Annotated in this window: 8 protein-coding genes; 6 read left to right on the plus strand and 2 right to left on the minus strand. The window is 67.1% G+C overall.

All coding sequences use genetic code 11. The annotated features are described in order from the left end of the window. Nucleotides 1–77: 77 nt before the first annotated feature. The 3 genes from CFB46_RS26485 (at nt 78) to CFB46_RS26495 (ending at nt 3,323) form a co-directional block, all read left to right on the plus strand. On the plus strand, nt 78–995 hold the full coding sequence (locus CFB46_RS26485; protein ID WP_089501797.1) for an alpha/beta hydrolase family protein: 918 nt from the start codon (nt 78–80) through the stop codon (nt 993–995). Continuing rightward, entirely contained in the window at nt 992–1,423 is a 432-nt protein-coding gene (locus CFB46_RS26490; protein ID WP_027780725.1) for a MarR family winged helix-turn-helix transcriptional regulator, read from the plus strand. The genes CFB46_RS26485 and CFB46_RS26490 overlap by 4 nt, the downstream gene beginning before the upstream one ends. Nucleotides 1,424–1,877: 454 nt before the next feature. Continuing rightward, the gene (locus CFB46_RS26495) at nt 1,878–3,323 is read left to right on the plus strand and encodes a sialidase family protein (RefSeq protein WP_089501798.1); all 1,446 of its coding nucleotides are present in this window, start codon (nt 1,878–1,880) and stop codon (nt 3,321–3,323) included. Nucleotides 3,324–3,391: 68 nt separating this feature from the next. On the opposite strand, the gene adhP is transcribed toward CFB46_RS26495, so the two are convergent. After that, nucleotides 3,392–4,420 (minus strand): alcohol dehydrogenase AdhP, encoded by a 1,029-nt coding sequence (gene adhP / locus CFB46_RS26500; protein ID WP_089501799.1) that lies wholly within the window; start codon nt 4,418–4,420, stop codon nt 3,392–3,394. A gap of 471 nt (nt 4,421–4,891) precedes the next feature. Between adhP and CFB46_RS26505 the strand changes: the two genes are divergently transcribed. The 3 genes from CFB46_RS26505 (at nt 4,892) to otsA (ending at nt 11,052) form a co-directional block, all read left to right on the plus strand. Beyond that, complete coding sequence (locus tag CFB46_RS26505; RefSeq protein WP_089502363.1) at nt 4,892–6,919, plus strand: TonB-dependent receptor; 2,028 nt, start codon at nt 4,892–4,894, stop codon at nt 6,917–6,919. A gap of 463 nt (nt 6,920–7,382) precedes the next feature. Further along, complete coding sequence (locus tag CFB46_RS26510) at nt 7,383–9,002, plus strand: methyl-accepting chemotaxis protein (protein ID WP_089501800.1); 1,620 nt, start codon at nt 7,383–7,385, stop codon at nt 9,000–9,002. A 643-nt stretch (nt 9,003–9,645) separates the two neighbouring features. Further along, the gene (otsA, locus tag CFB46_RS26520; RefSeq protein WP_027780730.1) at nt 9,646–11,052 is read left to right on the plus strand and encodes an alpha,alpha-trehalose-phosphate synthase (UDP-forming); all 1,407 of its coding nucleotides are present in this window, start codon (nt 9,646–9,648) and stop codon (nt 11,050–11,052) included. A 172-nt stretch (nt 11,053–11,224) separates the two neighbouring features. On the opposite strand, the gene ftsH is transcribed toward otsA, so the two are convergent. Beyond that, the gene (ftsH, locus tag CFB46_RS26525) at nt 11,225–13,201 is read right to left on the minus strand and encodes an ATP-dependent zinc metalloprotease FtsH (RefSeq protein WP_089502364.1); all 1,977 of its coding nucleotides are present in this window, start codon (nt 13,199–13,201) and stop codon (nt 11,225–11,227) included. Nucleotide 13,202: the final 1 nt, after the last annotated feature.

Genomic DNA, 13,202 nt, shown 5'->3' on the forward strand with positions numbered 1-13,202 from the left:
CGACATATATTTCGCACACGAAATAAACTTCGCACTATATTTTGCATGCGAAATAAATTCCCGGAGCGACGACGACCATGACTGCCCAACCCATCGAGTTCTCCGCCATCGACGGCTATCCGCTGCGCGGCACGCTGTGGACACCCGACGCCGAACCGCGCGCACTGGTGCTGATCCATCCGGCGACGGCCGTCCCTGAACGGCTGTATGCGGGCTTCGCGCGCTTTCTGACCGAACGTGGTTTCGCGGCGCTGACCTACGACTACCGCGGCATCGGCGCATCGCGGCCCGCGCGTCCGGGCGCGCTGCAGGCCCGCATGCGCGACTGGATGGAGCTCGACGTGGCCGCCGCGACCGCGTGGGCCCGGCACACGTATGAAGGGCTGCCGCTGCTGGCGGTCGGCCACAGCGTCGGCGGACACGCGATCGGGCTGTCCGGCGCGACGCCGCATCTACGCGCCGCCGTGCTCGTCGCCGCGCATGCGGGCAGCACGCGGCTGATCGAACGGGCGGCCGAGCGCCTGAAGGTGCGTTTGATCCTGCGCGTGCTCGGCCCGCTGATGTCCGCGCTGCTCGGCTACGTGCCCGGCAAGCGGCTCGGGCTCGGCGAGGATCTGCCGGCGGGCGTGTTCCGCGAATGGAGCCGCTGGACGACGCTGCCGCACTATTTCTTCGACGATCCGACACTCGGCGCGGCCGAGCGCTTCTCGAAGCAGCAGTTGCCGATCCTTGCGCTCGGCTTCGACGACGATCCGTGGGCGAACCCGGCCGCGATCGGCCTGCTGGTAAGCTATCTGACCCGCGCGAAGGTCGAACGCCGCCAGATCGATCCGCGCGCGGCGGGCAGCGGCCCGGTCGGGCACATGGGCTTCTTTCGCAGCCGGCCCGGCGCCGTGCTGTGGCCCGACGTCGCCGATTGGCTCGCACAGGCACTCGACACGCCGCGCACCGCGAGCCGCCCCTCCCTTTCCATTGCAGCCGGGAACCCAGCTTGAGCGAAGACCGACGACTGTTTTTCATGTTGAACATCGGCCAGCGGCGCGTGCAGCGCTGGATCGACCGCAAGGCCGAAACCGAGACGCGCGCGAGCGCCGCGCAGGCCGGCGCGCTGTTCTGTCTCGCGAAGCAGGACGGCGCGCTGATCGGCGAAGTCGGCGCCGCATTGCAGCTCGCGCCGTCCGCGATGACGGGGCTCGCCGACCGCATGGCGAAAGCCGGCCTCATTACGCGTCATGCCGATTCGGACGACGGCCGCGCGACGCGGCTGTACCTGACCGACGAAGGCCTCGCGGCACTCAAGCGCGCACGCGTGCTGCTGCGCGAACTCAACGGCAAGCTGTGCGACGGGTTTTCCGACGACGAACTCGATGTCGTCGCGCGCTGGCTGCACGCGTTGCAGGAGCGTTTTCCAGCGGAGCGCTGAGCAGCGCGTCACGCACTCACGAGCGGCTCGCGCCGACATCAATCGCGAGCGATTGCGATTCGCGTTTTCGATTCGATTTTCATGCCGCCGCAGCGGCAAATCTTGCGTGCCCGCGCCTGCTTCCGGCAACGCTTTCCGGCTACGTACTGTTACAAAAAACCGTCTGTCGCGCGGCATTCGAATCGCCTACATTGCAATCCACTTCGACGCATTCGTCGCATGCCCGGACCGGCTTTCCCGTCGGGTCGACATCGCAGGCACACCCGACAAGCAATGAAAATGAAGAGGAGTCTTAACCGAAGCGCTGGCGGCATCCAGCGCACGCGGATGGCGATGACCGAAGCGGCATGCTGAACGGCACGTAACGACGCGCGCGGCTCGATTGGCCGCGCCCCGGCTCGCGTCGTCTCGTCGTGCCCCGCCATCGCATCCGCACCTCACCGAGGAGTCGTCCATGCGACGCATGATCGTGTCCCATCCGCTTGTCACCCGCCTGTCCGCCGCGATGGCGCTGGCCGCCGCTGCCGCGGCGCACGCCGAACCCGTCGTCGTGTCGGGCCCCAGCCCGTTCGCCGCGTGCACCATCGGCGGCCCGGGCACCAACTACGTGAATGCAGAAGTCGAACCGTGGCTCGCGGTCAACCCGGCGAATCCGAACAACATGATCGGCGTGTGGCAGCAGGACCGCTGGTCGAACGGCGGCGCCCACGGGCTCGTCGCCGGCTACTCGTTCGATGCCGGCGCAACCTGGGCGCGCACGCCGCAGCCGTTCAGCGCATGCGCGCCGGGCGGACTGAAGTACGAGCGCGCATCCGATCCATGGGTGTCGTTCGGTCCGGACGGCACCGCGTACTCGGTGTCGATCTCGTTCAATCAGTCGAACAACGGCAACGCGGTCGCCGCGTCCGTCTCGACCGACGGCGGACAGACGTGGAGCAGCCCGGCCGTGCTGATCGCGAATGACGAACCGACGACGCAATTCTTCAACGACAAGGAATCGGTGACCGCCAACCCGGTGAAGGCCGGTACCGCATACGCGGTATGGGACCGCCTCGAACTGCCGAACGGCAACCCGTACGCGAACCTGCACACGCAGGCATTCCGCGGGCCGACGCTGTTCTCGAAGACGACCGACGGCGGCAAGACGTGGAGCGCCGCGAAGGTCATCGTCAATGTCCCGTCGCGTCAGCAGACGATCGGCAACCAGATCGTCGTCGATCCGAAGAGCGGCACGCTCTACGATTTCTTCGACCTGATCCAGCCGCCGTTCAGCAAGGCGGCCGGCAAGGTCGCGTTCATCAAGTCGACCGACGACGGCGCGACGTGGACCAAGCCGCAGGTGATCGCGGGACTGCAGACGGTCGGCGTCACGGATCCGAACACCGGCGAACCCGTGCGCACCGGCGACATCATTCCGGAGCCGGCGATCGACCCGGCATCGGGGCAGCTCTACGTCGTGTGGCAGGACAGCCGCTTCAACGGCGGCACGTACGACGAGATCGCGATATCGACGTCGAAGAACGGCGGCGCGACATGGAGCACGCCGCAACAGGTAAACACGCCGACCGGGCGCCCCGCGTTCAATCCATCGGTGCGCGTCGACAACACGGGTGCGGTGATGGTCACGTACTACGACTTCCGCGACCTGCAGGCCGGCAACACGACGACGCTGCCGACCGGCTTCTGGCGCAAGATCTCGCACGACGGCGGCACCACGTTCGCCGACGAGCGGCGCGTCGGCGGCCCGTTCGACATGAAGCTCGCGCCCAATGCCGAAGGGTTCTTCATCGGCGACTACCAGGGGCTCGACGTCCTCCCGTCGTCGTCGTTCCATCCGTTCTTCGTCCAGACCAACGCGGGCAACCTGACGAACCGCACCGACGTGTTCTTCGCGCCGTGATGCGAGGATGACGTCACGCCGCCGCGCGACGCCATGCGCCGCGCGGCGGCGTGCGCAGGTTCGGCGCATCAATGCATGTCGGTCAGCACGATGCGCCCGTCGACCTTCCCTTGCCTCAGCTTCGCGAATATGTCGTTGATGTTGGCGAGCCGGTCGCGGTGGATGTGGGCGCGCACCAGGCCGTCCGCCGCGAAATCGAGCGACTCCTGCAGATCGCGCCGCGTGCCGACGATCGACCCGCGCACGGTGATCCCGTTCAGCACGGTCGAGAAGATCGGCAACGGGAAATCGCCCGGCGGCAGGCCGTTGAGCGCCACCGTACCGCCGCGCCGGACCATCCCGAGCGCCTGCGCGAACGCGCCGCGCGACACGGCCGTGACGAGCACGCCGTGCGCCCCGCCGATTTCCTTCTGGATCACTTTCGCGGGATCGTCGACCGATGCATCGATCGTCAGGTGTGCACCCAGTTGCCGCGCCAGCGCGAGCTTGTCGGGCGAGATGTCGACGGCCGCGACGTGCAGGCCCATCGCACGCGCATACTGCACGGCCACGTGCCCGAGGCCGCCAATGCCGGAAATCGCCAGCCACTGGCCCGGACGCGTGTCGGTGACGCGAATGCCCTTGTAGACCGTGACGCCCGCGCACAGGATCGGCGCGATCTCGTCGAACTCGACCTGCGCGGGCAACTGGCCGACGTAATCGGGATCGGCCAGCACGTATTCCGCGTAGCTGCCGTTCACCGAATAACCGGTGTTCTGCTGGCCATGGCACAGCGTTTCCCAGCCCGTGCAGCAGTACTCGCAATGACCGCAGGCCGTGTAGAGCCACGGCACACCGACACGGTCGCCCTCACGCACATGCGTGACGCCCGCGCCGACCGCCGCGACGATCCCCACGCCTTCATGGCCCGGGATGAACGGCAGCGACGGCTTGACGGGCCAGTCGCCGTCGGCCGCGTGCAGATCGGTATGGCACACGCCCGACGCCTTGATGTTGACGAGAATCCGGCCGGGCCCCGGTGCGGGGATCGGGACTTCCTCGATGCGCAACGGCTCGCCGAACGCGTGTACCACGGCCGCTTTCATGGTCTGGGTCATGCGTTGCTCCTGTCTGGTCGATGAGCAACCCAGTATCCGGTTTCGGAATCGGAGCACGTTGATACGCGTCAACGCATCGGGGCGCATGCCACGGTCAACGCGGCTTCGCCACGATCGGCGTCGTTTGACGCGAAAGCTCGAGCCGGCGGTTGCACGCCGCGTCGCCGCCCCGCCGCTCCCACGACCATCGCCGATCCAACGGAAACCCGACGGGATCCTGCCATTCGGCTTGGAATTTGAAATGATATAACATATCATTTCGCGTGCTCGTCCGCCTGACGCGATTCCAACCGAGGTGGCCGAGCCTCGCCGAGCCATGTTTCAACGGGTCATTGCGCGTCATTGACGCAACAATATATCGTATCTAGCGGTGACCCGCATCGCTCGTTATCCGATCCGATTCCAACCGATTCACCGACCATGCGCGACCACCCTCGCTTACCGCTTCGCCCGCTCTCATCCTTGTCGCTGATGCTGTTCGCCGCCGTCGCCCACGCGCAGACCGATGCGCCCGCCGCGTCCGGTACGCCGGCCGCCGCACCGCTCGCACCGATCTTCGTGACCGCGAACCCGCTGGGCGACACCGAACTGATCGCACCGACCGTCCAGCTTTCCGGCGATGCGCTGACGCGCCGCCAGGCCGATTCGCTCGGCGAAACGCTCAACGGGCTGCCCGGCGTGTCGACCACCACCTACGGGCCGATGGTCGGGCGTCCGATCATCCGCGGAATGGACGGCGACCGGATCCGGCTGCTGCAGAACGGCGTCGCGGCCTATGACGCGTCGTCGCTGTCGTACGACCATGCGGTGCCGCAGGATCCGCTGTCGATCGAGCGCGTCGAGATCGTGCGCGGCCCGGCCGCGCTGCTGTACGGCGGCAATGCGGTGGGCGGCGTCGTCAACACGATCGACAACCGGATTCCGCGTGAAGCGATCGAGGGCGTGACCGGCGCGCTCGACGCGCGCTACGGCGGCGCGAATTCCGTGCGCGCGGGCGCCGCGCAGGTCGAAGGCGGCAACGGCCGCTTCGCGTTCCACGTCGATGCATTCGATCGCGAGACGAGCAAGCTGCGGATTCCCGGCTACGCGCGCAGCAGCCAGCAACGCGCGCTCGACGGCCCCGATACGCCGCAACCGGAAGGCAACGTGCCGAACAGCGACGGCCGCGTGCACGGCGGCGCGGTCGGCGCGTCGTACACGTGGGCGGACGGTTTCGCGGGCCTGTCGTACAGCGGCTACGAGTCGAACTACGGCTCCGTCGCGGAAAGCGACGTGCGGCTGCGGATGCGCCAGGAACGCCTCGCGCTCGCCTCCGAGGTACGCAACCTGAGCGGACCGTTCACGAAGCTGAAATTCGACTTCGCGTACACCGACTACCGCCACAAGGAAGTCGACAACGGCGAGACGGCGACCACCTTCCGCAACCGCGGCTACGAGGCGCGCATCGAGGCGCGCCATCGCAAGATCGGCCCGTTCGAAGGCGCGATCGGCGTGCAGTTCGGCCAGAACACGTTCTCCGCTCTCGGCGACGAATTGCTCGTGCCGTCCACGCGCACGAACAGCGTCGCGCTGTTCGGCCTCGAGGAATGGCAGGTCGTCCCGGCGCTGAAGCTGAGCCTCGGCGGCCGCTTCGAGCACGTGAAGGTCGATCCCGATCCGGCCGGCGTCGAAAAATTCGCGCTCGCGCAGCCGCGCGACTTCAACGCCGGCAGCCTGTCGGCCGGCGCGCTGTTCTCGCTGACGCCGGTATGGTCGATCGCGGCGAACGTCGCCTACACCGAACGCGCGCCGACCTTCTACGAGCTGTATTCGAACGGCCCGCACGATGCGACCGGCCAGTTCCTGATCGGCAACCCGAACGCGTCGAAGGAAAAAGCCGTGTCGACCGACCTGTCGCTGCGCTATGCGAGCGGGCCGAACCGCGGCAGCGTCGGCGTGTTCTACAACCGCTTCTCCAACTACCTGACCGAGTACAACACCGGCCGCGTGGTGGACGGCGACGGCGAGCCCGTCGCGCCCGGCACCGACGGCTCGCTCAACGAGGCGATCTATCGCGGCGTGCGCGCCGAGTTCTACGGCATCGAGCTGGACGGCAAGTGGCGTGCATTCGCGCGGCGCGGCCATACGGTCGATCTCGAACTGACGGCCGACTATACGCACGCGCGCAACGTCGACACGGGGCAGCCGCTGCCGCGCATCGCGCCGCTGCGCGCGACGCTTGCGGCCGACTACGGTTACGGCCCGTTCGGCGCGCGTGCGCAGGTCACGCACGCGTGGTCGCAGCATCGGGTACCCGACAACGACTTCTCGACGGACGGCTACACGTCGCTCGGCGTGATGCTGACCTACAAGTTCCGCGTCGGCTCGACGCACTGGCTCGCGTACCTGCGCGGCGACAACCTGACGAACCAGGAGATTCGCTACTCGACTTCGGTCGTGCGCGGCTTCGCACCGGAAGGCGGCCGCAGCGTGATGGCCGGATTGCGCACCACGTTCTGACCCTCGTACGGCCCGCGGCGCCCGCCGCGGGCCTGTTACCGGCGCGAATGCGAACCGCCCGCGCCGTTCCGTTTTATTCGTCAATCCATCGCGCCATTACGTCGATTACACCGTTCACGTCGAACCCGCGCATCGTAACGAAATTCCTTTATTCGCCAGTAAATCAGAACGAAATCATCTGACGATTATTATAAAAAAGATGTTTTTTGTTTTGCCAGTAAAGCTGGCTTCAAATCCTGCGCATAACAAATTGAATAAACCGCGCCCCGCGAGATTTTTGATCCAGATCAAGGAAGCCCACCCGATAAGGCCGTCAGCATCAAGAAAACGAATGTAAGGGTTTTCGAAGGCTAAAGAATCATCCCGAATACCCGTTAAATCCGGCACGAGCCCGTATCTGGTCGCACGATAAATTCAATTTACCAAACCACACGCGCAGGGGCACCACGTGAAAATCGCCAGAATGAGCATCAAAACAAAACTCCTTGGCGGCTTCGGCCTGCTCGCCGCGGTCGTCGTAACCGTATCGGGCATGGCCCTCAAGGCACTGTCCGACACCAACACCGAGTTTTCACGCTACATGAACGGCATCAACGCGCGGGCGAACCTGTCCGCGCAAATCCGCACCGCGGTCGACCGGCGCGCGATCGCCGCGCGCAATCTCGTGCTCGTCACCCGGCCCTCCGACATCGAGGCCGAGCTGGCCGAGGTGAACCGCGCGCACAAGGACGTGCAGGACCATCTCGCGAAGCTCAAGGAACTCATGGCGGACGCGACCGATACCTCCGCTCGCGCACGCGAACTGGTGGCCGAGATCGTACGCATCGAAACCCGCTACGGGCCGGTCGCGCTGCGCATCGTCGGGCTCGCGCAAGCCGGCAAGAAGGACGAGGCAATCGCCGACATCGACGACAATTGCCGCCCGCTGCTCGCGCAACTGGTGCGTGCGACCGACGCCTACGCGACCTATACGCATGAACGCGAAATCGAGATCGCGCAGGCATTCGCGGATCGCTACGCGGTGGAGCGCAACCTTCTGGCCGGCATCAGCCTGCTCGCCATCGCGATCGCGACCGGCGGCGGCCTGTGGCTGACGCGCAAGATCACGGTGCCGATCGGCTCGGCCGTGGACGTCGCACGCACGGTGGCGAACGGCGATCTCGGCAGCCGCATCGAGGTGCGCGGCAACGACGAAACGCGCGACCTGCTCGACGCGCTGCGGACGATGAACGAGCGGTTGATCGGCATCGTCGGCCGCGTGCGCGACTCGTCGAACAGCATCGCGCACGCGGTCAGCGAGATCGCATCGGGCAACCTCGACCTGAGCCAGCGCACCGAGGAACAGGCCGCATCGCTGCAGGAAACCGCGGCGACGATGGAGCAATTCACGTCCACCGTGCGCCTGAACGCGGAAAACGCGCAGCAGGCGAGCACGCTCGCCGCGAATGCGTCGGACGTCGCGCATCGCGGCAGTTCGGTGGTCGGTCGCGTGGTCGATACGATGACGGAGATCGGCCAAAGCTCGTCGAAGATCGCCGACATCACCGGCATCATCGAAGGCATCGCGTTCCAGACCAACATCCTCGCGCTCAACGCGGCGGTCGAAGCCGCCCGCGCGGGCGAACAGGGTCGCGGCTTCGCGGTCGTCGCGAGCGAGGTGCGCAGTCTCGCGCAACGCTCGTCGACGGCGGCGAAGGAAATCAAGGAGCTGATCTCTGCGTCGGTGCAGACGATCCGCGACGGCTCGGCGCTCGCGGGCGAAGCCGGCAAGACGATGTCCGACGTCACGCAGGCCGTGGCGCGCGTGACGGACATCATGGGCGAGATCGCGGCCGCGTCGGCCGAGCAGAGTCGCGGCATCGATCAGGTGAATCTGACGATCACGCAGATGGACGAGACGACGCAACAGAACGCGGCGCTCGTCGAGCAGGCGGCGGCCGCATCGAAGTCGCTCGAGGCGCAGGGCCGCGAGTTGTCCGAAACGGTCGCCGTATTCCGGATGCCGGCTGGCGCCCATGCGGCATTGCCCGGCACGCATGCGCGGGAAGCCGACCTGCGTCGCTGGCAACCGGCTGCCGCGTAACGGCATACGCGAAGGAGACGACGATGCGCACGCTGTTCCGCTTGTCCGCCTGTGTCGCGCTGGCGCGCCCCGCACGATGCGCGGCCGCGCGCGGCACGCGATGCGCCGGCGCATCGTCGTCGTCCGATGCGCCGGGAAGCGCACGCCCACGGCGGCGCGCGGTGCCGCTGCGCGTCGCACGTTCGCGGCATGCGTGCATATAGGCCCGCGAGACCCGCGCCCGGCGTGTAACCGCCGCATCCGCATCGAAAATCATTCCAGTCGATACGCATGCCGTCATGCACGCATACGCATCGTCGGCACCGTCACACGCGATTCGCCCCACTCGCCGCACGGCCTTGCACACACGGCTTCTAAGTGCGGCGCAAGTTTCGGTCCCGCTCCCGCATCGCCCGTTGCCGCAGCGCCGCCGTCGATCCCGCGCGGCATGCTCGCCCGCGCCGTTCGTCGACACGGACTTTTAAAACGCACGAATGACGAGTATCCTAAAAAAGCACTTTTCGACCGGACGGCGAATCGCGTGCCCTGACTCCCGTCCGATCGCCATGCGGCCCCGTCGTATCGCGCAGCGCGCGCCGATGGCGGCGTCTGCCTCTCGCGCCCTGGCCGCACGAACCTTCCCCAACAATCTTCAGGAGAGCTGGTGAGCCGACTCGTCGTCGTATCCAATCGCATCGCAGATCCCCGTAAAGCCGCGGCCGGCGGCCTCGCCGTAGCCGTGAAGGACAGCCTGCAGGAAACCGGCGGCGTCTGGTTCGGCTGGAGCGGCAGGCTACGGGGCGGCGACGATCAGCCCGCGCATGGCGACGACGTGCAGATCCAGAACGTCGGCGGCATCCAGCTCGCGACGGTCGATCTCGATCCGCAGGATTACGACGCTTACTACCTCGGTTACTCGAACAACGTCCTATGGCCGGTGTTTCACTACCGGCTCGATCTCGCGCAGTTCGACCGGCGCTTCGCCGACGGCTACCGACGCGTGAACCAGCTGTTCGCGCGCAAGCTGCGCACGCTGCTGCGGCCCGACGACACCATCTGGGTCCACGACTATCAGCTGATTCCGCTCGCGGCCGAGCTGCGCGCGATGGGCTGCACGAATCCGATCGGCTTCTTCCTGCACATCCCGATGCCGCCGCCGCCGATCATGGCCGCGATCCCGGAACACGAATGGCTGATGCGCTCGCTGTTCGCGTACGACCTCGTCGGCTTCCAGACCGAATCGGATCTGCTCCACTTCGAGCATTACGTCGAAGCGGAAGCCGGCGCGGCGCGGCTGCCGGACGGCCGACTGCGCGCGTTCGGCCGTACGCTGTCGGCCGGCGCATTCCCGATCGGCATCAACGTCGACGAATTCGAGTCGCTCGCGCGCGATCGCGACGGCCTCGCCATGTTCGAACGAATGCGCGACGAATATTCGCGCCGCCAGTTGCTGGTCGGCGTCGACCGGCTCGATTACACGAAAGGCCTGCCGCAGCGCGTGCATGCGTTCCGCGAATTGCTCGAACAGTATCCGGAGAACCGCGACCGTGCGACGCTGATCCAGATCGCCGCACCGAGCCGCGAGGATCTCGGCGCCTACGACGACCTGCGGCGCGAGATGGACAGCCTGTGCGGCGCGATCAACGGCGACTACGGCGAGCTCGAATGGATGCCGATGCGCTACATTCACCGTACCGTCGCGCGCAAGCGCCTGCCGGGCCTCTACCGCGCGAGCCGGGTCGCACTCGTCACGCCGCTGCGCGACGGGATGAACCTCGTCGCGAAAGAGTTCCTCGCCGCGCAGGACGCGGCCGACCCGGGCGTGCTCGTGCTGTCGCGTTTCGCGGGCGCGGCCGAGCAATTGAAGTCGGCGCTGCTCGTCAATCCGTACGACACGCAAGGAACCGCGCAGGCGATCCAGCGCGCGCTCACGATGCCGCTCGAAGAGCGCCGCCAGCGTCACGCCGGGCTGATGGCGATCGTGCGCAAGAGCGACGTGCACTGGTGGCGCACGCGCTTTCTCGAAGCGCTCGCCGAAGCGGCCGAAGTCGCGGCCGCGACCGAATCCTGAATCCTGACGCGCCGACGCGCGCTCACGCACTCGTCATCGTGCATTGGAGCGCGACGACGTTCGATCGAGACGTGCGCGTCGCTCACGGCGACTCCGTGACGGGAAAGATAGAAAAAAAAGTGCACGGCATCGGAATATCGACGCGCGCCGGTCGCCGGTCCGCGCAGCGGCATCAGCGATCGGGTTCGTGCGGCCGGCGGTAAGCGATGAAATCGCGCTCGACGGTGGAGGCCTGCTCCGTTTCGATCGCGCCGCCGCGCGCGTTCGTTTCGTCGCCGGGTGACACCGACGTCGCCGACGACGATTCGATCCGCCCGTCGATCAGCGCCTGCAGCGCGTCGCGTTCGAGCACCTCGCATTGCAGCAGCCGTCGCGCGATGCGTTCGAGCGCGTCGCGGCGCTCGCCGAGCGTCGCCGCCACGCGCGCATGCGCATCGGTCAACAGCGTCCGCACCTCTTCGTCGATCATTCGCGCGGTGTGCTCGCTACAGCGACCGCCGTCCGCATGCCACGCGCCGGGCATGCCCTGGCGCACGTCGCCGTCGTCGAACGTCGCGAGCCCGATCTTCTCGCTCATCCCGTACTGCATGACCATGTGGCGCGCCATCGCGGTCGCGCGTTCCAGGTCGTTCTGCGCACCGGTCGAGACGTCGCCGAACACGAGTTCTTCCGCCACGCGCCCGCCGAGCAGCGCATCGATCCGGTCGAGCAGCTCGCTGCGGCGCAGGACGTAGCGATCCTCGGTCGGCACCTGCTGCGTGTAGCCGAGCGCGGCGACGCCGCGCGGAATGATCGACACCTTCTTCACCGGGTCGCAATGCGCGCGGCTTTCCGCGACGAGCGCATGGCCGGCTTCGTGATATGCAATCGTCAGCTTCTCCTGCTCGTTCATCACGCGGCTCTTGCGCTCCAGGCCCGTCAGCGCGCGGTCGATCGCCTCGTCGAAGTCGGCCATGCCGATCGCCGGCTTGCCGAGTTCGGCCGCATGCAGCGCGGCCTCGTTGACGACGTTCGCGAGATCGGCGCCGACGAAGCCCGGCGTGCGCGACGCAAGCTCGCCGAGATCGACGTCGGCCGCGAGCTTCACGTGCTTCACGTGCACGCCGAGGATCTGGCGGCGACCGTTCACGTCGGGCCGGTCGATCGCGATGTGCCGGTCGAAACGGCCCGGCCGCAGCAGCGCGGGATCGAGGATCTCGGGCCGGTTCGTCGCGGCCATGATGATCACGCCGGAGCCGGCCTGGAAGCCGTCCATCTCGACCAGCAACTGGTTGAGCGTCTGTTCGCGCTCGTCGTTGCCCGACATCGGGCCGACGCCGCGCACCTTGCCGAGCGCATCGAGCTCGTCGACGAACACGATGCACGGTGCCTTCTGCTGCGCCTGCTCGAACAGGTCGCGCACGCGCGCGGCGCCCACGCCGACGAACATCTCGACGAACGCGGAGCCGCTGATCGAAAAGAACGGCACGGCCGCCTCGCCGGCCACCGCGCGCGCGAGCAGCGTCTTGCCCGTACCCGGCGCGCCGACGACGAGCACGCCTTTCGGGATCTTGCCGCCGAGCCGCTGGTAGCGATCGGGATTGCGCAGGAATGCGACGAGTTGCTGCAGTTCGGCCTTCGCTTCGTCGATGCCCGCGATGTCGTCGAACGTGATGCCGGTTTCCTGCTGCACGTACACGCGCGCGCGGCTCTTGCCCATCCCGGTAAAGTCCTGCAGCCCGCCGCGCTTGCGCAGCATCATGTTCCATACGAACACCAGCAGCATGAGCGGCAGCAGCCACGACGCGAGCGACGCGATCCAGCCCGTGTCGGGCGTACCGTGATAGCGGATGCCGGCGGCGGTCAGCGTGTCGATCAGGTGTTCGTCGGTCACGCGGCTGGTCGTGAAGCGCCACGGCGCGCCGGCCTGCTGCACGACCGCCGCGTCGGACGCCGGCAGCATCGTGCCGGCCTGCGGCATCTTCAGCGCGCCCGAGATCGACGCAGGGCCGACCTCGAGATCGTCGACGAGCCGCGCGGCGACGAGCCGGTGGAAATCGCTGTACGCGATCGGTGTCGACGTCGGGTGCAGCATCAGCAACTGCGCGGCGAACAGCACGAAGAAGCCCGCCGCGATCAGCAATCCCGGGTAGTCGAATTTCCTGTCCATG

Source organism: Burkholderia sp. HI2761 (assembly GCF_002223355.1).
Classification (GTDB): Bacteria; Pseudomonadota; Gammaproteobacteria; order Burkholderiales; family Burkholderiaceae; genus Burkholderia.